Origin of the sequence: Posidoniimonas polymericola (assembly GCF_007859935.1) — a bacterium.
GTDB classification, from domain to species: Bacteria; Planctomycetota; Planctomycetia; order Pirellulales; family Lacipirellulaceae; genus Posidoniimonas; species Posidoniimonas polymericola.
Genome location: NZ_SJPO01000004.1, coordinates 397,459 through 415,777, shown reverse-complemented (window position 1 = coordinate 415,777; position 18,319 = coordinate 397,459). Strand labels below are relative to the sequence as shown.

The window sequence follows — 18,319 nt, the reverse complement described above, 5'->3', positions numbered from 1 at the left end:
TCTTGGCGCATCGAGCAACGTCCCCCCAGGAAGAAGCTGGTCGGATGGTAGTTTTCTAGCGGTTGCGTCGCAAGATCATGAAACAGCCCAGAAAAATCGACTTCGACCGGTTCATTTCGCAAGATCGTTTCGCCCTAGGCGACTAACCCCATGCCGCCAATTCAACTCACTTTGCGAGCCGTTCGAATGACTACCTCTACCGCTTCGATTGCCCGGTGCGCGGCCCTGGTCGTGACGGTGCTGATCCTATCGGCATCCGTGCACGCCGCGGACGATGTGGGCGTTGCTGGCACTTGGCTCGGCACGCTCAAGATGCCCGTCGCGGAGCTGCGGATTGGACTCGAGATCGAAACGCCCGCCGACGGCGAGCCGACGGTCACGCTGGTGAGCCTCGACCAGGGGAGCGTCCGCGTAGCAGCCGACGGCGCCGTGGTCGAGGGCGGCACGCTGACCGCGCCGTTCCCTGCGATCCGCGGCAAGTTCGTTGGCGAGCTTTCCGACGACGCGCAGCAACTCGACGGGACCTGGACGCAGATGTTCGTGTCGTCGCCGCTCGAGCTCCGCCGCGTCGACGCGCTGCCCGCCCAGGCCAGGCCGCAGGAACCCAAGCCGCCGTACCCCTACACCGAGGAGGCGGTGGAGTTCACGAACCCTGATGGGGGCCACACCCTGGCCGGGACCCTGACCCTGCCGCCAGGAGCAGGCCCGCACCCCGCGGTGGTCATGATCACCGGCTCAGGCCCGCAGGACCGTGACGAGTCGCTGATGGGGCACAAGCCGTTCCTTGTGATCGCCGATGCGCTGACGCGGCGGGGGATGGCGGTGCTGCGGTGCGACGACCGTGGCTTCGGCGAGTCGAAGGGCGACTTCGCCGCCGCGACCAGCGCCGACCTGGCGACCGATACGCTCGCCGCGGTCCGGTTCTTAGCGGATCACGCCGATATTGATTCGCAACGCATTGCTCTCTGCGGCCACAGCGAGGGCGCGATGCTCGCGCCGTTGATCGCCGCCGACCACCCAGCAGAAATCGCGGCGGTCGTGCTGATCGCGCCGCCCGCCGTGACCGGCGAGGAGATCATCATCAGCCAGGCGAGCCTGATGGAGAAGAAGCTCGGCGAGTCGGCCGAGTCGATCGCGTCATTGGCCACGCTCCGCCGCCGGGCGATCCGCGGAGCTGTCGATGCAGATACGGAAGAGGACTTCCAGACCGAACTTGCGGACGCCATCGACGCGCACCTCCAAGAGACTACCACGGCCGGCAAGCAGCGCGATGACGCAAGGCAGGCGATGCAGGCGCTCGGCGCCTACCGGACGCCGTGGTTCAAGCACTTCCTGGGCTACGACCCGGCGCCAGCCCTCCGCCGGGTACGCTGCCCGGTGCTGGCGATCATCGGCGGGCGTGACGTGCAGGTCGTCCCCGAGGTGAACCTGCCTCCGCTGCGCGAGGCGCTGGCCGCCGCGCCGACCACGGATGTCACGATCGAGAGCCCTCCCAAGCTGAACCACCTGCTGCAGACCAGCAAGTCGGGGCTGCCGACCGAGTACGGGATGATCGAGGAGACCATCGCGCCGTCTGCCCTGGAGATGATCGTCGACTGGACCGCGTCTCGGTTGCAGCCTAAGTAAAGAGCGCCGTAGGCCGCATCGGCTACCAAGGAGTCTGGCCTCGTTCGCCAGTTCACTCGTCGAGCGAGGCTTCGATCGTGTCGAGCAACACGCTACGCGTGGCGTCTTGCTGCTCGGCGCGACTGATGGTCGCGGAGCCGTCGAGGAACTGCCACGCGTAGTTGCCAAACTGGCAGTGGTTCCCGCCCTCGATCTCGACGAAGCGGGCGCCCGGTGGGAGGAGGCCGCGGTTGGACGCCACCCTCTCCGCCGGGGCGACGCCGTCGTTGGTTGCGTAGACTTTCGCAACTGGCATTGTCAGCGACGACAGGTCGTCCTGTTTGGGGTGGGTAGTGCCGATCAACACAAGGCCGGAGAGCAGTTCGGTGTTGTCGCGGGCAAGCAGGCAAGCCAGTGCGCCCCCAAGTGAGTGCCCGGCTGCGGTCCAGTGAACAACCTCCGGGTGCTCGGCGATGATCCGCCGAGCGCGGTCAACCGATTCGTTCCTGTGTGACTCAAACGGCGCGAAGCGGTAGGGAAGCTTTATGATGAACACCGCGTGTCCTTGCTCCGCGATGGGCCGCAGCAGGGGGGCGTAGGCGGGCGCCGCTACGCCGGAGCCGCAGAAGAAGAGCAGGCCCGCGTCGTACTCGCTCGGCATCATACTCAGCGACTCGCGGCCGTCCTGCAACTCGACGGCGTCGCTGCTGTGCAGAACCTCGGCGGGCAATCCCACCGTGCGGTATCCGGCGACGAGGTAGGTCATGGCGAAGACGCCCCAGGCCACAAACGCCCTTCTGAGCCACCTACGCCAGGGCGAGCGTGGTCGGCCAGTGTCTTGGCGGGGACGGGGCATAGGCAGGCGCAGCTAGGGCAGTCGTTAGTCAACGGGCGTTGCTGGTGTGGCGTCCACGTCGATAGGCGGTTGAGACTTCGACGGCGCCCAAGCAGTTCGCACGCGTCACAACGTTATTGCCACTGGCCAACTGGTTTCTTTGGATTTGCTTGCTGCCTCACAAGCGACATCACCACCAGCATCGGGTAGCCAACGTACTTCTCGGCCCGCGGGTAGCGCTCGGCGAACGCGGCGTCGGGGGCGATCTCCTGAAGGTCGGCAATCTGGAAGCCGGCCCGCAGGGCGGCCATCACAAACACGCTGACTGAGTGCGGCAGGCTGCCGACGTGCACCACCTCGCCCGAGTCGGGGTCGGTGAAGCGGGCCTGGGAGCCGCGGAGGAACATCGCTGGGTGCATGCCGGAGAGAACGGCCCGGCCGCCGGGACGCAGCGATTGGTACGCGGCCGCGAAGAAGGGGTCGAGCTCGCGGATGTGCTCTAGCACCAGGCCGCTGACGACAAGGTCGAACTCCTGGTCGAACGGCAGCGGCTCGTGCAGGTCGAGCTCAATGAAGCGGACGCGGTCGGCGCCCGGCTTCGCGCGGGCGGCGTCGAGCATGCCGCGCGAGAAGTCGACCGCGGCGACCTCGGCCCCCGCCGCGGCCAGCCACAGGGCGTGCCGCCCGGCGCCGCAGCCGAGGTCCAGCGCCCGCAGGCCGGTTGGGTTGCCGACCGCGGAGCGCAAGTGGGGCTCCTCGAGTGGCGGCAGCGGGTTGGCGTCGTGGTCGTAGACCTGAGACCAGCGGTCGTAGCCAGAGCGGACGGCGGCGAGCGGGTCGGAGGTAGGCTCGGGCATGGTCGTCACTCGGGTGCTGGTGGATCGTCTACTGGCGTGACACCCGGGCCGAGCTGCGGGTTCGGCCCGCCCAGCAGCAGACTGCCTACAATCATCCCCACCACCGCCGCCAGCAGCCCGGCTAGCTGGGAAGGAAAAACCCCGCCCAGGGTGGTCGAGAAGAACAAGATCCAGACGCCGACGCCCAGCGCAAGCGAACTCACCGCGCCGCGGTTGGTGGCCCGCCGCCAGTACAGCCCGGCGGTGAGCGGCACGAACGCGCCGACCAGGGGTATCTGGTAGCTGCTCGACACCAGCTCGTAGATCGACTTGTCGTGCATGGCGAGCGCGTACACCAGCACGCCGACCGAGAACATCAGCACCGCGCCGCGCATCAGACGCAGCTCCTGCCGGTCGGTCATTGACGGAAGCAGGTGCCGCATGATGTTCTGCACGAAGATGGTCGACGGCGCGAGGATCGTCGCCGACGCGGTCGACATGATCGCCGACAGCAGGGCGCCAAAGAACAAGACCTGCGTGAACGGCGGCATCCGATCGAGGATCAACGCCGGCAGGATTTTTTCCGGGTCGGTCTCCAGGTGGGCGGCTGCGCCCTCGGGCGAGATGATCAAGGCCGACGCCACGATGAACATCGGCACGACCGAGAACGCCATGTACGCGAGGCCGCCGATCACCGGGCCGACCGCGGCGGTCTGCTCGTCCCGGGCCGAGGTGACCCGCTGGAAGACGTCCTGCTGTGGGATCGAGCCGAGCATGATGGTCACCCCCGCGCCGATGAAGAACACGATCTCGTGGAAGTCGGCCGGCGGCAGGAACCGCAGCAGCCCGTCGGACGCCACGCGCTCGAGCACCACACTCGGGCCGCCCGCCATCTGGCCAGAGATCACCGCGATCACCGTCAGGCCGATGACAATCACGGTCATCTGCAGCGAGTCGGTGAGCGCGACCGACCACATGCCGCCGAACAGGGTGTACAGCAGCACCGCCGCCATGCCGATCAGCGAGCCCTGCAGCCCGGTGATGGCTCCGCCCGAGAGCACCTCGAACACCAACCCGAGCGCGGTGACCTGGGCCGCGACCCAGCCGAGGTACGACAGGATGCTGACCGCCGAGCAGAACACCTCGACCACGCGGCCGTAGCGGCGGCGGTAGAAGTCGCCCACAGTGAGCAGCGACATGCGGTACAGACGCCGCGCGTAGAACACGCCAACCAGCACCAGGCAGAGCCCGGCGCCCCAGGGGTCTTCGACCGTGCCGCCCAGGCCGCTGACGATGAAGATCGCCGGGATGCCGAGCACGGTCTCGGAGCCGAACCAGGTCGCGAAGGTGGTCGCCACGACCATCGGCAGCGGCAGCGAGCGGCCCGCCACCGCGTAGTCGGTCGTGTTGTGGACCTTGCGCGCAGCCAGCAGGCCAATCGCCACCGATGCGGCCAGGTACAGCAGCACGAATCCCAACAGCATCGACCTTCTCCCCGGGGACGCGAAAGCCGTAGCGTACCGGGTGAGGTGGCCGTCAGCGAGTGCAGTAGGCTAGTAGTGCACGTAGGTTTTGTTGTCGGTGCCGACGTACCAGTGGGCCTCGAACCGAAGGCGGCCGGGCTCGCCGGGGAGCTCGAAGCAGAGGATCGGGTCGAACGTCATGTGCCAGCGGACGCGGCGGATGGCGCGCTGCAACCGCTCGGCCTCGGCCTGTTGGCCCTGCCGGACCGCCACGGAGTAGCTGGCTTCCAGGCGGCGGAGGCTGGCGGGCTGCGGGAGGAGCCAGGCAGCGAAGTTGAGTAACGCGTCCTCGGCGCGTTCGGCGGCCGCGGCGAGCGCCGCGCCGCAGCGGCTCTGCTGCTCGCCCGCCCACGCCCGGGCGCGGAAGAATGCGCCGTAGTTGCGGGCCAGCATGAACGCGTCCTGCTGGTCGCCGGCGGCCTCGGCCCGCAGCTCGTCGGCCGGGTAGAGCCGCATGGTTGGCTCGCTGGCGAACACCGGCTCGAGGTAGTAGAAGGTCGCCTCGGGGTGGGCGTCGAGCGCCTCGAGGTGGCGGAGCATCACGCCCTGCGGCGGCGATTGGGGGATCTGCGTCGGGTTCTCGGTCGCCTCGAACACAACCTCGCCGGCCGGCAGGAAGAACGACCGCCGCGCGAGCGCAATCACCGTGTAGGTTTTGAAGCAGTAAGGGTTGGCCGCGCGGCACGCCCGCCAGACCTCGCTGCGGAGCTGGCCCGGTCGGCGGTTGCGGGCGATCCAGTCGCCGAGCCGCCAGAGCGTGCCGGGCCGGGCGACCGTGACGTCGTCGACCCAGCGTCCGAAATCGCTGAACGGCCTGGCCGCAGGCGCCAGCCGCGGGGAGCGCGGCGCCGTGCTGGTCGCTGCGAGAGCTTGCAGGGTTACCTGCGGCGGCGCCGCCGTTTGCGTGTCCATGTAGGGTTCCTTCGGTTGGGTGAGACGCAAGTTGGCCGGGTGCGGCTTGCGAGCCGACGCCCACGTTCTTGCATCGCCAGGCCCGCGGCTGCTTATTCCCGGCCCCTGCGGCGCCAGGGGAGAACTGGTAAACTGGGGGGCATGTCAAATCACACACTTCGCGTGATGCTGCCTGCGACCGCTGCGCTCGCGCTGCTGCTTCCGCTTGCGCTGGTGGGCCCGGCGGCGGCGGTTGAGTGGGGCGGGCTGAAGGGCCGGTTTGTCGTCGACGGCAAGCCGCCGGCGCCCGCCGACCCGCAGGTCACGGCCGACGAGTTCTGTATCAACTGCCAGCCGAAACAGCAGTCCGTTGTGGTTGGCAAGTCGGGCGGCTTGGCCAACGCCGTCGTGTGGCTGAGGGCGCCGCGTGGCGAATCGCTGCCGCTCCCTCCCGGCGACTCGGGGAAGCTCGCCGAGCCGGTCGAGCTGGCCAACAAGAACTGCGTCTTCACGCCGCATGTCACGCTGCTCCGCGCCGGGCAGACGCTGCGGATCACCAACCAGGACCCGACCGGGCACAACACCAAGTTCGACCTTATCCGCAATGCGGCGTTCAACCAACTGATCCCGGCGAGCGGCAAGATCTCCAAGCAGTTCGCCGAGGCCGAGAGCAAGCCGCTGCCGGTGGCCTGCAACATTCACCCGTTCATGCGTGGCTACGTGCTGGTTCGGGACGACCCGTACATGGCGGTCGCCGACGCCGAGGGGCGGTTTGAGATTGCTCTGCTGCCGGCCGGGACCCACGAGCTGCAGTTCTGGCACGAGACCGGCTACCTCAAAAACCTGGCGCTCCCCACGGGCGAGACCAGCCGGCGGGGCAGGGCAGAGCTTGAGGTCGTCGCCGGCGAGACCCTCGACCTGGGGGATATCGCCGTGCCGGCCGAGCTGCTGGTCGATTGATCGCCGGGCGGCTACTGTCTATGAGAAACACCGAAGCAAACTCCCTGCTTGGCCAGGGGCCACCCCGTTGATTACGTTGTCGCACCATCCACGCGTTCGATCTCGCTGCGGCAGGAGGCTCTGCCCGCTAGGACACCGCTCGCTGCCGCTGGCTTTTCTGTTGCTCGCCACGGTTGGTTGCGGCGACTTCAGCGACTTTCCAGCGCACGAGCTGGTCCAGGCCGAGGAGCAGCTCGTGCCGACCCACCGGCAGCAGGTCGCGGCCATACTCAACGAGGTGTTTGGCGCGCCGAGCGAGCCGATCGTGCCCGACGGGCTAGCAGACCTGCTCGACCTGCGGCTGCTTCAGCAGGCGGCAGGGCGGGTCGCCTCGAACGAGCCGGGCCAGACGCTCGGGCTGTACCGCCGGCACTGCGCCGTGTGCCACGGCCTCAGCGGCGACGGGCAGGGGCCCGCCGCCTTGTACGAGGCGCCGTATCCCCGCGACTTCCGCGCCGGCGTGTTCAAGTTCAAGTCGACCTACCGCGGCGCCAAGCCGACCGGGGCCGACCTGGCCGCCACGCTCCGCTTCGGCCTGCCGGGCACGGCGATGCCGTCGTTCGCCTTGCTGCCGGTCGAGGAGATCGAATCTCTCGTCGAGTACGTGAGGTACCTGGCGATCCGCGGCGAGCTGGAGCAGGCGCTGGCGCGCTACGTCGGCGAGGAGCTCGACTTCGACCCGGCGACCGGCGAGGTTGACGACGAATCGCGGCTCGATTGGCGCGACACCGAAACCCGCGAGCTGGTGCTCGACGAGCTGCTGCCGCCGATCGCCCGCGGGTGGCGCGAGGCCGAATCATCGGTTGTTGCTGCCGCAGCGCCGGTCGGGGCTGGCGAGCGTTTCTCTGCCGCAGAAGTCACGGCCGGCCGCGCGCTATTCCACGACGCCCAGCGGGCCAACTGCGCGAAGTGCCACGGCGAGGACGGCGCCGGCGGCGCCAACCTGGTGGACTACAACGACTGGAATAAGCGGGTGCACGAGTACCTCGAAGAGACCAAGCGGCGGGTCGCGTCGCGGCAGACGCTCGAAGAGCGCGTGGCCGAGGCGGCGCCCGACCGGCACGAGTTCCTTGTGAGAGAGTTGGCCACGCGCTACGCCGAGATCGACGCCCGCCGCGCCGCGGGCGACGTGCTGCTGCCGCCGCGGATCGCCGACCCACGGACGCTGGTCCCCGGATCGCTGCGGGGCGCCCGCTCTCGCGAGCACCTGTACCGTGTCATCTCGCAGGGGATCGCCGGCACGCCAATGCCGGCGGTCGGCCCGACCGACCCGGGCGGCGTCGGCGCACTGAACGAAGACGAGATCTGGCGGCTTGTCGCGTATGTCGAAAGCCTGACGGACCAGCCTGATGGGGGGCGCCATGACTGACGCCACGACAATCCAGCCTAGCCGGGTATCTCCGTGGCCACGGCGGTGGGCGCTGCTGCTGTGTGCTCTGACCTTCCCGCTGTTGTGGGTCGGCGGCCTGGTGACCTCGACCGACGCGGGCATGGCGGTGCCCGACTGGCCGACGACCTACGGCTACAACATGTTCGCCTACCCGCTCTCGACCTGGTTCTTTGCGCCGTGGGACCTGTTTGTCGAGCACGGCCACCGGCTGCTTGGCTCGCTGGTTGGCTTGCTGACCATTGGGTTGGTGGTTGCGGTCTGGTGGACCGACCGCCGGCGGTGGCTGCGGTGGCTGACGGTCGCGGCGCTAGCGCTAGTGATTGTGCAGGGCGTGCTCGGCGGGATGCGGGTGATGATGAACGAGCGGCAACTGGCGATGGTCCACGGCTGCACCGGCCCGCTGTTCTTCGCGCTGGCGTGCGTGATGCTGGCGATGACCTCGCGGTGGTGGTCGGCGGGCGGTGCGACAAATCGTCGCAGCATGGGCGTGCCGCTCGCGGCGACCGCCCTGTTCGCCTACTTGCAGCTGGTGATCGGCGCCCAGCTGCGGCATGTTCCGGTGACGGTCAGCCCGTGGGCGTTCGCGGGGCTGGTGAAGCTGCACCTGGTAATGGCGGCCGTAGTTTCAGGGCATGTGGCGTGGTCGACCGCCGCGGTCTGGCGTCGGCCGGCGGGGCCTGGGGTGCTGCGGCTGCTGACCGCGGGGTTGTCGCTGGCGCTGGTCATTCAGCTCTCGCTGGGGGCGTGCACCTGGGTGGTGAAGTACGGGCTCCCCGGCTGGGCCTTCGGCTGGCTGCCGGCTACCATAGGGGCTAACGTAGCGGACGGATTGGCTCAAACCCACATCGCGACCGCGCACAGCGCGACCGGCTCCCTCATCCTGGGCCTGGCCGCCGCCGGCGCGACGCTTGCCCTCCGTTTTGCTGCCTTTGCCGCGGACACCTCCCCCGCAGCGCGACCGACCCCCGCAAATTCAATCTCAGCGAACTCACCTTCAGCGAACTGAGTCCCTGCGCATGAGCACTGGCGCGACCACCCTGGCGATCCCTCGGCGTGAAGCCGCCGCCGATTCGAAACTGCGTGACTACGCGGAGCTGGCCAAGCCCCGCATCACGATCCTGGAGCTCGTGACCGCGGTCGCCGGCATGTACCTGGCGACCCACGCCCAGTGGTCGGCCGGCACGGTCGTCGCGACGCTGCTGGGCGCCGGGCTGCTGGCCGCCAGCGCCAACACGCTCAACCAGTACATCGAGCGTCGCCTCGACGCGAAGATGACCCGCACGGCGGGCCGCCCGCTCCCCGCCGGCCGCATGGCCCCGGTCGAGGCCCTGGTGTTCGGCACGGTCTGCGTGTCGGTCGGCTTCACGCTGCTGGTGCTGGGCGTCAACCTGACGACCGCGCTGTTGGGCCTGTTGAGCTGGTTCCTGTACGTGGCGGTCTACACCCCGCTCAAGATGCGCACCCCGCTCAACACGACCGTCGGCGCCGTCAGCGGCGCGCTGCCGATCGTGATGGGCTGGACCGCCGGGGGCGGGGCGCTCGACACCACCGCACTCGGCTTGTTTTTGGTGCTGTTCCTGTGGCAGTACCCGCACTTCATGGCGATCGCCTGGCTCTGCCGTGACGACTACGCCGCCGCCGGCTACAAGATGGACACCACGGTCGAGCCAACCGGCGCCCGCGCCGGCGCGTTCGCCGTGGCGGGCGCGGCGATGCTGCTCCCCGCGGCCCTGCTGCCGGCCCTGCGGACCGCGTACTCGGCCCAGACCTACGCCGTGCTCACGACGCTCTTCACCCTGGCGTTCCTGCTGGCCGCGGCGTGGTTCTTGGTCCGCCGCAACGAACGCAACGCCCGACTGCTGCTGCGGGCCAGCCTGCTGTACCTGCCGGCGTGGATGACCGTGCTGTGCCTGTTCGGCTCCTAGACTGCTGACCCCGCCACGAGCGTTATGGACAACCAAGTCGCCGCGGTTCACGTTGCCGACCTGCGCTACAAGTACGGCGACCGCGAGGCGCTCCGCGGCCTGTCGCTCGACGTGCGGCCGGGCGAGCTGTTCGCCGTACTCGGCCCCAACGGCAGCGGCAAGACCACCTTCTTCCGCATCCTCTCGACCCTCGCGCCGCTGCAGCAGGGGACAGTTAGCGTGTTCGGCGCCGACCTCAAGACCCAGGCCGACCAGGTCCGCGCGGCGCTCGGCGTCGTGTTCCAGGCGCCGAGCCTCGACAAGCACCTGACCGTCAACGAGAACCTCCGCTGCCACGGCCTGCTGTACGGGCTGAGCGGCGCGACGCTGCTCCGCCGCTGCGAGGAGATGCTCGAGCAGCTGGGCGTCGCGGATCGCGCCGAAGACAAAGTGGGCGACCTGTCGGGCGGACTCCGCCGCCGGGTGGAGCTGGCCCAGGGGATGCTGCACAGCCCGCGGCTGCTGCTGCTGGACGAGCCGTCGACCGGCCTCGACCCGGCCGCCCGCAGCGACCTCTGGCGGTACCTGGCCCAGGCCCGCGACGCCGAGGGCGTCACCGTGCTGACCACCACGCATTTGCTGGAAGAAGCCGACCGCGCGGACCGGATCGCCATCGTGCACGAGGGCCGGGTCGCGGCGCTCGACACGCCCGACGCGCTGAAGTCGCAGGTCGGCGGCGACTCGATCACACTCCGCACAGAAAACCCCTCAGAACTGGCGGCGGCGATCACCGAGAAGTTTGACGTGCCCGCCAACGTGCTCGACCACTCGGTGCGGCTCGAGCAGCCGGGCGGCGCCGCCTGGGCGCCGAAGCTGTTCGAGGCATTCGGCGACCGCATCACCGAGCTGACCATTGGCAAGCCGAGCCTCGAGGACGTGTTCATCGACCGCACCGGGCACCGCTTCTTCGGCAGCGAGTTCAAGTCGGCCGAAGAGACCGCGAAGAAGAAAAAGCGGAAGCATTAGATCGAGCGTCCGACCTTTGCTAAGAAGGAAGGGAACACGAATCAACGCTAATGACCACTAGTCAGTGGTTGTCAGCGAAGATCAGTGTTCCCACCGAGAACAAGAAGCCTGACATGAACTCCGCCACTGTCCCTGCCTTGCCGGTCGTGTTCGCGCTCTCGCAGCGGGAGCTGGTGCGGTTCTTCCGCCAGCGCAACCGGGTGATCGGCGCGTTCCTGCAGCCGATCATCTTCTGGCTGCTCTTCAGCGAGGGCCTGCGGTCGAGCAACCTGGGGTATACGCACTTCTACCCCGGCACGCTGGCGATGATCCTGCTGTTCACGGCGATCTTCGCGACCATCTCGATCATCGAGGACCGCAACGAGGGCTTCCTGCAGGGGGTGCTGGTGGCGCCGGTGCCGCGGATGGCGATGGTGCTCGGCAAGGTGATCGGCGGCGCGTCGATCGCCATGATCCAGGCGATCCTGTTCATGCTGCTCGGCTGGCTCACCAGCCCGGAGATCAACCCGCCGCTGCTGCAGGCGCTGGCCGGCGTGGGGCTGATGGTGGTGGTGTCGATCGCGCTGACCTCGCTCGGCTTCCTGATCGCGTGGCGGATGAACTCCAGCCAAGCGTACCACGCCATCATGAGCGTGTTCCTGTTCCCGATGTGGCTGCTGTCCGGCGCGTTCTTCCCGCAGGGCAAGGACGGGCTGCTCGGCTGGGTGGTCGCCCTCAACCCGCTGACCTACGGCGTGGCCGGGCTGAAGCGGCACCTGGTGCTGACGCTCAGCGGCCTTGCGCCGCCGACGGTCGCCGACGGCAACACGCCGCCGCTGTGGCTCTGCTGGCTGGTGAGCGTCGTGTTTGCCGTGGTCATGCTCGGCCTCTGCTGGCGGGTAGCGGGCACACGCACCAAGGGGGACTTTGTCTCGTGAGCACGCTGCTCAGTATTCTTCCGTTGGCCGCCGCCAACCCGATTGTGCACGTCAACGCCGCGCTCAATGCGCTGGCCGCCGTCTTGCTAGTGCTCGGCTATGTGCTGATCAAGCAGCGCAAGGAAGTCGCGCACAAACGCGTGATGCTGACCGCGTTCGCGGTGTCGTCCGCGTTCCTGGTCTGCTACCTGTACTACCACTACCAGGTGCAGCACGTGAAGTTCACGGCCGAGGGCCCGGTCCGCTATGTCTATTACGGAATCCTGTTGTCGCACGTGCTGCTCGCCCTGTCGGTGCCGCCGCTCGCTCTGACAACCATCTACTTCGGGCACAAGGCCTTGGCGTGCAACTCGCCGCAATCGGACGAGTCGTGCTCCCCCGAGGAACGGGCGACCCGCGGGCAGTATCGAATCGAACACCGCCGAATTGCCCGGATTACCTTCCCTGTGTGGTTGTACGTCTCGGTGACGGGCGTGCTGGTGTACGTAATGCTGTACCACCTATGGCCGCCGGCCGGGCTGTAGCGGCCGGAAACTGTCGGCCCGCGGGGCGGCAGCAAATCTGCGGCCGCTGGGTGATGAATCTTTGTCAGGCCCGTGGCCGGCCCGTATAATCACGGGCGATGCACGTCCCCTCACCACTCGCCCTGCGACGGTCGCTGCTGGCGGCCGTTTCCGCGGTCGCCTTGCCGGCGATTGTCTGCCTGGCGCCCGGCCCGCGGTCTGATTGTTGGGCGGCCCCCTCGCCGATCGAGGCCGCCACGGTCTCCAGCCGCACCGAACGGCTGCTCGCCCAGGTTGACTCGCTGCAGGAAGACCAGCAGTGGGAGGACGCCCTCGAGACCATCACCCTGGTGATGGACGAGTCCGACGGGCAACTCGTGCGACTGCCCGAGGGCCGCTACGTGCCGCTGCGGGAGGCCTGCCAGGCCCGGCTCGCGCGGATGCCGGCCGAGGTGCTCGCCGAGTACCGCCGCCGCATCGACCCGTCCGCCGAGCGGCTGCTCGACGAGGGCCGACAGGCCCGCGACCCGGCCATCGTTCAGCGGATAATCGACGACTACTTCACCAGCTCCGCGACCCCGCGCGCGGTGCTGCTGCTGGCGGACCTGGCGATCGAACGGGGCGACGCCGCCGCCGCCCGCCGAGCGCTGGGCCGGCTGCACCCGCTGCTGTCGGGGCCGCGTGGCCGGCCGATCGGCGTCGTGCTGGCGGGCGTTGATCTGATGCAGCACTGGGCGAAGATCGAGCCGCTGCTGCTGGCGCCACGCGAGGCCCTGCCTCCCATCTACCCCGACGCCGAGGGCGCGCTCCCCGAGGCTTTGACGCGTCTGGCGTTGATCTCGCTGCTCGAGCAGGACACCGACCGCGCGGCGATCGAGGCCGCGCTGCTGCGCCTCGCGGCGCCCGACGCCAAGGGCGTCGTGGCCGGCGTTAGCGGGCCGCTCGGCGAGCGGCTCGCGGAGGTGATGGCCGCCGCCGCTGAGTGGCCGAGTGTGGGCCTGCCGGCCGGCGCGACCACGCTGGGGGGAGACTCGCAGCGGACCGGCGTCGCCGCGCCGCTCGGCGAGATCGTCGGCCCGATCTGGTCCGAGAGCCACAAGCTGACGCCGGTCGAGTCGCTGGCCAACCTGCGGCCGCGGGTGAACCGCATCGTGCAGCGCGGCGGGCGGATCATCTTTCAACAGCCCCAGCCGATCGTCAGCACGACCCCACAGGTCACGCCCGCGGTCTTTGGCCCCTGGGTTGTGACACGCGACGCCGGAGCCTTGATCGCGTTGCAGCTGGCCGACGGCGCGCCGGCCGTCACCAGGGACGGGCTGCTGTACCAGGCGCCGGTCCTCAACGCCGGGCCGGCGATGTACCAGGCCCAGGGGATGCGGGCGTTCCAGGTGATGCAGTCGGGCGTGCTGGGCGGCGCGTTCCAGACGCCGCTCGGGCCGCTTGAGATCGACCACGGCGTGCTGTACGCCCGCGTCGGTCGTGAACGCCCGCGGCGCACCGGGCAGGTGGTGCGGACCGCGGTCGACCCGCGGCTGCTCGGCTTCGGCCTGCTGAGCGAGGGCCTGCAGGTTGTCGAGCTTGACGAGCCCGACGTGCCGTGGCGGTTCAGCGGCCCGCCCCTGGTCGAGAGCGGACTGGTCTACGTGGCGCTCGACGCCGCCGAGGTGCGGCCCCGGGTGGCGCTCGCCTGCTACTCCGCGGCGACCGGCCGCCAGTTGTGGTTCACCTCGGTCTGCAGCGGCCCGCCCGCCGAGGAAACCATCAGCGCCCGCCCGGCCGACACGCTCACCAAGCAGGGCGGCACACTGTTCTTCAACTCCAACCTCGGCGCAATCGCAGCGGTCGACGCCAGCAGCGGCGCGGTCGACTGGATCGCCGAGTACCCCCGCTACCCGGTCGGCGGAGCGCCCGACCGCGGCGCCGAATCCCCGCGCGTCTCGCCGTGCATCGCGTACCGTGGGCGGCTGCTGGCCGCGCCGGTCGATTCGCCCCACGTGTTCGCGCTCGACCAGGCGTCGGGACGTTGGCTGTGGGCGACCAAGCGGTCCGACCCCCGCGTCGAACTGCTCGGCGTCCGCGGCGGCACGCTGGTCGCCGGCGGCGAGCTGCTCACCGGCGTCGACCTGAACACCGGCGAGGTGCGCTACCAGTGGCCCAGCAGCACCCGCTCCGGGATCCGCGGCATGGGCCGCGGCTGCCTGGCCGGCGACGAGGTGTTCTGGCCGACCCGCGGCGCCATCTACGCCCGCAATGCCGAGACCGGAGCGGCGACGCGCACCCCGATCGACCTCGCGCCGGTCGGCGGCGCCGGGGCGAATTTAACGCCCGCCCACGGCCTGTTGGTGGTCGCCAGCCGCGAACAACTGACTGTCTACGGCCCGCAACCGGCCGAACCGCCGCAGCCGGGCGAGCAGGTCTCGCTGCTGGACGCGGCGCCCGGCGCAGCGGCCGGCGTAAACGACTAGTATGAATACCAGCCCGCGGCCCCGCCGCGGTTCCTCCCCTACCCGTTTAGGCGACCCAGCATGCTCCCCGAGTCCGACATCGAGGCGATCACCCAACTCGGCGAGGCCCACCGCCGGCTCAAGAGCGAGCTCGGCAAGGTAATTGTCGGTCAGCAAGAGGTGGTCGAGCAGCTCCTGATTTCCTTGTTCGCCCGCGGCCACTGCCTGCTGGTCGGCGTGCCCGGCCTGGCCAAGACGCTGCTGATCCGCTCGCTGAGCGACTCGCTGTCGCTCGACTTCAACCGCGTGCAGTTCACCCCCGACCTTATGCCCGCCGACATCACCGGCACCGAGGTGATGCAGGAGGACCGCGCGACCGGCAACCGGGCGTTCAAGTTCGTGCCGGGCCCGATCTTCGCCAACATCGTGCTGGCCGACGAGATCAACCGCACGCCGCCCAAGACGCAGGCCGCCCTGCTCGAGGCGATGCAAGAGAAGCAGGTCACCGTGGGCGGCGAACGCCGGGCGCTGCCCGATCCATTTTTTGTGCTCGCCACGCAGAACCCGATCGAGCAGGAGGGCACCTACCCGCTGCCCGAGGCCCAGCTCGACCGCTTCATGTTCATGGTGCAGGTCGACTACCCCGAGGCCGACGAGGAGCTGCAGATCGTCAAGCAGACCACCGCCGACTACAAGACCGAGATCAGCCCGACGCTCACCGCCGAGCAGATCTCTGAGATGAGCCACCTGGTCCGCCGGATGCCGATCGCCGACCACCTGGCGATGTACGCCATCAACCTCGTGCGGCAGACCCGCGTCCGCAAGGGCGGCGTACCGGAGATCGTCGAGAACTACGTCAGCTGGGGCGCCGGCCCGCGGGCGAGCCAGTTCCTGGTGCTCGCCGCCAAGGCCCGCGCCGCCCTGGCCGGCCGCCACTGCGTCGAGGCCGACGATTTGAAGGCGGTAGCCAAGCCGGTGCTGCGGCACCGCATCGTGACCAACTTCAACGCTGAAGCCGACGGCGTGACCGCCGATGATGTGATCACGGCGCTCTTGGAGAAGACCGCGATCGAAGCGGCGGCGTAAAACCGAAGATGCTGATAAAAGTCGTTGTCAGACAAGGAGATCAAAATGGACCCCGGCTTCGGCTCTGAAAAGACCGTGCACGCGATTTTTGCGAATGGGATGTTCCACCCAACCGAGCCGGTGCAGCTCCCGGAAAACTGCGAGGTGGAGTTCGTGCTGAAAGTCGTTGGGAACGCCGAGGAACAAGGCCACAAGAAACGCATCGAGGCGATCTTGTCGCAGCGGTTTGATTCGGAGAGTGGCGATCTTGCGGAGCGGCACAACGAGCACCAGCCGTGAGGATTGTCTTGCTCGATACCGTCGGATTGCTCGCTATGATGGACCGCCGTGACCAGTGGCATGAAGCGGCTAATAAGGCGTGGGCATTATTGGTCGCGGGCCCGGGTCGCTATGTCACCACGCCGCAGGTGATGTGGGAGTGTGGCAACGCCATGGCCCGAACCGGTCACGGGGAAGTCGTCGCGAACCTGTTTCAAGAGATGTCCGAACACGGCAACCTGATTGACCCGTCGCCTAGCGAGGTCGTAGCGGCCTGGTCCGCCTATCGCAACGCTCCCGCCGGCGGACCGAGTATTGTCGATTGCCTTTCATTTGAAGTGATGAGGAGAGTGGGCGCGACCGAGTCGTTCACCAACGACCGGCACTTTGCTGCGGCGGGATTTGCAACATTGTTTTGAGTTTAGCAAAGGTAGCCGGCGAGCTACGCCTCGGCGGTTGCGCACCGGAAGGGACTAACCACGGAGGACACGGAGGACACATGAAGGTTGTGAGGGTGCAGCAATGTGTGCTCATGTTGTGCTTGGTTGCCGGTGGATGCCGTGATTCGGAGCCTGCTGTGAGAATGAATTGGGACGGGCTCTGGGATAAATATCACGCGGTTGGGTACGAGGGCATGGAGCCACCGGAACTCTTGTGGCTCAACACGCGTGCTTTCATTGATTCAGTCAATAATGGAGGGGTGGTTAGCTTCTTTTACAATTCGGGGGCAGATCACTACAGCGACACCATAGTCGCGCTCTCAGAGCTGAAAGCCACAGTTGCGGTTGAGAAGCTACGAGCTGTTGGCGATCTGTTCGGCAGTAAAGTTCCATCAGATCTTGGTGGAAGGAATGACATCATCAACTCCTGGGACAATCAAGGAAGGGAAGCGAAAGTCTGCGACAGCAGCGATTCGGAGCTCTACGATTACTTTCCAGAGCTTGAGAAACTCCTAGAGGCTTACCTGATTTCGCACGATTTCGATCCCGACTACGGCTTTTAGATCATTGTTCTTCACCGTTAGTGCCGGTGCTTCGTAGTCCCCGCGTTAAAACCCGCCGAGGCGTAGCTCGCCGGCTACTCCGCTAAACCACTCACCGAATGCCCACCCCCCCCACATCACGACGGTTCCTCGACCCCGCGGTCTTGGCCAAGCTCAAGGGGCTGCGGCTGCGCGCGGAGCATATTGTCGAGGGGTACGTCGCCGGCTTGCACCGCAGCCCGTTCCAGGGGTTCAGTATCGAGTTCGCCGAGCACCGTGAGTACGCCCCCGGCGACGACCTGCGGTTTGTCGACTGGAAGGTGTTCGGCAAGACCGACCGGGTCTACCTGAAGCAGTACGAGGAGGAGACCAACCTCATCGCGTACCTGGTGCTCGACCAGTCGGAGAGCATGACCTACCAGAGCGCCGCGCCGGCAAGCAACGAGAGCCGGCGGCGTCAGCCGGCGGACGGCGCGCCGGCGACCGCCGCCCCCATGTCAAAACTCGAGTACGCCCAGACCGCCGCCGCGGCGCTGGCGTACCTGGTGCTGCACCAGCAAGACGCGGTCGGGCTCGCCACGTTCGACGACCGGGTGCGGCGCGTCATGCGGCCCAGCAGCAGCCCGGCGACGCTCAACCAGCTCTTGCTCGAGATGGAGCGGGTCGACGCGCGGGAGAAGACCGCCACCGGCCCGATCTTCCACGACCTGGCCGAGCGGCTCAGCCGCCGCGGCGTGGTGTTCATCTTCAGCGACCTGTTCGACGACGTCGACAGTATGCTGGCCGGGCTGAAGCACTTCCGCCACCGCCGGCACGATGTTGTGGTGTGCCACGTGCTCGACCCGGCCGAACTCGACTTCCCGTTCGACCAGCCGACGCTGTTCAAGGGCCTTGAGGGCGCCGGCGAGATCCTGGCCGACCCGGCCCGGCTCCGCGAGGCGTACCGCACCGAGTTCGAGGCCTTCACCACGGCAGTCGCCACCGGCTGCCGCACCCAGGGGGCCGACTACCTGCAACTAAGAACCGACCAGCCGCTCGACGCCGTGCTGCACCGCTTCCTCGCCGCGCGGCAGCAGCGCGTTCGCTAACCAAACACCGACTGCCTAATAAAGCCCATGGC

The 18,319-nt window shown here is 68.1% G+C and carries 18 protein-coding genes; 14 read left to right on the top strand and 4 right to left on the bottom strand.

What is annotated here, in order from left to right:
* Positions 1-186 precede the first annotated feature (186 nt).
* Complete coding sequence (locus tag Pla123a_RS10765) at positions 187-1,626, top strand: alpha/beta hydrolase (protein WP_146586726.1); 1,440 nt, start codon at positions 187-189, stop codon at positions 1,624-1,626.
* 52 nt (positions 1,627-1,678) lie between these two features.
* Here the strand turns inward: Pla123a_RS10765 and Pla123a_RS10760 are convergent, their stop codons facing one another.
* From Pla123a_RS10760 to Pla123a_RS10745, 4 genes are all read right to left on the bottom strand, one after another.
* Positions 1,679-2,371, bottom strand: coding sequence for an alpha/beta hydrolase (locus Pla123a_RS10760; protein WP_197527863.1), 693 nt, complete (start codon positions 2,369-2,371; stop codon positions 1,679-1,681).
* A 203-nt stretch (positions 2,372-2,574) separates the two neighbouring features.
* Positions 2,575-3,297, bottom strand: coding sequence for a class I SAM-dependent methyltransferase (locus tag Pla123a_RS10755; protein WP_146586722.1), 723 nt, complete (start codon positions 3,295-3,297; stop codon positions 2,575-2,577).
* A gap of 5 nt (positions 3,298-3,302) precedes the next feature.
* Positions 3,303-4,760: a sodium:solute symporter family protein gene (locus tag Pla123a_RS10750; protein WP_146586720.1), complete on the bottom strand. Its 1,458-nt coding sequence runs from the start codon at positions 4,758-4,760 to the stop codon at positions 3,303-3,305.
* A gap of 69 nt (positions 4,761-4,829) precedes the next feature.
* Positions 4,830-5,711 carry a hypothetical protein gene (locus tag Pla123a_RS10745; RefSeq protein ID WP_146586718.1) on the bottom strand — a complete coding sequence of 294 codons (882 nt, stop codon included), beginning with the start codon at positions 5,709-5,711 and terminating at the stop codon, positions 4,830-4,832.
* A gap of 165 nt (positions 5,712-5,876) precedes the next feature.
* Here Pla123a_RS10745 and Pla123a_RS24585 point away from each other — a divergent pair, with 165 nt between their 5' ends.
* The 13 genes from Pla123a_RS24585 (at position 5,877) to Pla123a_RS10685 (ending at position 18,287) form a co-directional block, all read left to right on the top strand.
* Positions 5,877-6,650, top strand: a complete 774-nt coding sequence (locus Pla123a_RS24585; protein WP_197527862.1) for a carboxypeptidase regulatory-like domain-containing protein — start codon at positions 5,877-5,879, stop codon at positions 6,648-6,650.
* Positions 6,651-6,810: 160 nt separating this feature from the next.
* Complete coding sequence (locus Pla123a_RS10740; protein WP_197527861.1) at positions 6,811-8,058, top strand: cytochrome c; 1,248 nt, start codon at positions 6,811-6,813, stop codon at positions 8,056-8,058.
* Entirely contained in the window at positions 8,051-9,085 is a 1,035-nt protein-coding gene (locus Pla123a_RS10735) for a COX15/CtaA family protein (RefSeq protein WP_197527860.1), read from the top strand. Before Pla123a_RS10740 ends, Pla123a_RS10735 begins: the two co-directional genes overlap by 8 nt.
* A gap of 10 nt (positions 9,086-9,095) precedes the next feature.
* Positions 9,096-10,004 carry a heme o synthase gene (cyoE, locus tag Pla123a_RS10730; protein WP_146586712.1) on the top strand — a complete coding sequence of 303 codons (909 nt, stop codon included), beginning with the start codon at positions 9,096-9,098 and terminating at the stop codon, positions 10,002-10,004.
* 24 nt (positions 10,005-10,028) lie between these two features.
* Complete coding sequence (locus Pla123a_RS10725; protein WP_146586710.1) at positions 10,029-11,009, top strand: ABC transporter ATP-binding protein; 981 nt, start codon at positions 10,029-10,031, stop codon at positions 11,007-11,009.
* A gap of 113 nt (positions 11,010-11,122) precedes the next feature.
* Positions 11,123-11,926 (top strand): ABC transporter permease, encoded by an 804-nt coding sequence (locus tag Pla123a_RS10720; protein ID WP_146586708.1) that lies wholly within the window; start codon positions 11,123-11,125, stop codon positions 11,924-11,926.
* The gene (locus tag Pla123a_RS10715; RefSeq protein WP_231956389.1) at positions 11,923-12,450 is read left to right on the top strand and encodes a DUF420 domain-containing protein; all 528 of its coding nucleotides are present in this window, start codon (positions 11,923-11,925) and stop codon (positions 12,448-12,450) included. The genes Pla123a_RS10720 and Pla123a_RS10715 overlap by 4 nt, the downstream gene beginning before the upstream one ends.
* Before the next feature lie 98 nt (positions 12,451-12,548).
* A complete protein-coding gene (locus Pla123a_RS10710) occupies positions 12,549-14,894 on the top strand; it encodes an outer membrane protein assembly factor BamB family protein (protein ID WP_146586706.1) in 2,346 nt (781 codons plus the stop codon).
* Between the two features lie 60 nt (positions 14,895-14,954).
* Positions 14,955-15,959: an AAA family ATPase gene (locus tag Pla123a_RS10705; protein ID WP_146586704.1), complete on the top strand. Its 1,005-nt coding sequence runs from the start codon at positions 14,955-14,957 to the stop codon at positions 15,957-15,959.
* A 45-nt stretch (positions 15,960-16,004) separates the two neighbouring features.
* Complete coding sequence (locus Pla123a_RS10700; RefSeq protein WP_146586702.1) at positions 16,005-16,238, top strand: antitoxin family protein; 234 nt, start codon at positions 16,005-16,007, stop codon at positions 16,236-16,238.
* Positions 16,235-16,636 (top strand): type II toxin-antitoxin system VapC family toxin, encoded by a 402-nt coding sequence (locus tag Pla123a_RS10695; RefSeq protein ID WP_231956388.1) that lies wholly within the window; start codon positions 16,235-16,237, stop codon positions 16,634-16,636. Before Pla123a_RS10700 ends, Pla123a_RS10695 begins: the two co-directional genes overlap by 4 nt.
* A gap of 80 nt (positions 16,637-16,716) precedes the next feature.
* The gene (locus Pla123a_RS10690; protein ID WP_146586698.1) at positions 16,717-17,220 is read left to right on the top strand and encodes a DMP19 family protein; all 504 of its coding nucleotides are present in this window, start codon (positions 16,717-16,719) and stop codon (positions 17,218-17,220) included.
* 98 nt (positions 17,221-17,318) lie between these two features.
* On the top strand, positions 17,319-18,287 hold the full coding sequence (locus tag Pla123a_RS10685; RefSeq protein ID WP_146586697.1) for a DUF58 domain-containing protein: 969 nt from the start codon (positions 17,319-17,321) through the stop codon (positions 18,285-18,287).
* Positions 18,288-18,319 lie beyond the last annotated feature (32 nt).

Bases quoted from the DNA above. Each gene is read 5' to 3' on its own strand.
- Pla123a_RS10765 (WP_146586726.1), top strand. From the start codon at position 187: ATGACTACCTCTACCGCTTCGATTGCCCGGTGCGCGGCCCTGGTCGTG.
- Pla123a_RS10760 (WP_197527863.1), bottom strand. From the start codon at position 2,371: ATGACCTACCTCGTCGCCGGATACCGCACGGTGGGATTGCCCGCCGAG.
- Pla123a_RS10755 (WP_146586722.1), bottom strand. From the start codon at position 3,297: ATGCCCGAGCCTACCTCCGACCCGCTCGCCGCCGTCCGCTCTGGCTAC.
- Pla123a_RS10750 (WP_146586720.1), bottom strand. From the start codon at position 4,760: ATGCTGTTGGGATTCGTGCTGCTGTACCTGGCCGCATCGGTGGCGATT.
- Pla123a_RS10745 (WP_146586718.1), bottom strand. From the start codon at position 5,711: ATGGACACGCAAACGGCGGCGCCGCCGCAGGTAACCCTGCAAGCTCTC.
- Pla123a_RS24585 (WP_197527862.1), top strand. From the start codon at position 5,877: ATGCTGCCTGCGACCGCTGCGCTCGCGCTGCTGCTTCCGCTTGCGCTG.
- Pla123a_RS10735 (WP_197527860.1), top strand. From the start codon at position 8,051: ATGACTGACGCCACGACAATCCAGCCTAGCCGGGTATCTCCGTGGCCA.
- cyoE (WP_146586712.1), top strand. From the start codon at position 9,096: ATGAGCACTGGCGCGACCACCCTGGCGATCCCTCGGCGTGAAGCCGCC.
- Pla123a_RS10725 (WP_146586710.1), top strand. From the start codon at position 10,029: ATGGACAACCAAGTCGCCGCGGTTCACGTTGCCGACCTGCGCTACAAG.
- Pla123a_RS10720 (WP_146586708.1), top strand. From the start codon at position 11,123: ATGAACTCCGCCACTGTCCCTGCCTTGCCGGTCGTGTTCGCGCTCTCG.
- Pla123a_RS10710 (WP_146586706.1), top strand. From the start codon at position 12,549: ATGCACGTCCCCTCACCACTCGCCCTGCGACGGTCGCTGCTGGCGGCC.
- Pla123a_RS10705 (WP_146586704.1), top strand. From the start codon at position 14,955: ATGCTCCCCGAGTCCGACATCGAGGCGATCACCCAACTCGGCGAGGCC.
- Pla123a_RS10700 (WP_146586702.1), top strand. From the start codon at position 16,005: ATGGACCCCGGCTTCGGCTCTGAAAAGACCGTGCACGCGATTTTTGCG.
- Pla123a_RS10690 (WP_146586698.1), top strand. From the start codon at position 16,717: ATGAAGGTTGTGAGGGTGCAGCAATGTGTGCTCATGTTGTGCTTGGTT.
- Pla123a_RS10685 (WP_146586697.1), top strand. From the start codon at position 17,319: ATGCCCACCCCCCCCACATCACGACGGTTCCTCGACCCCGCGGTCTTG.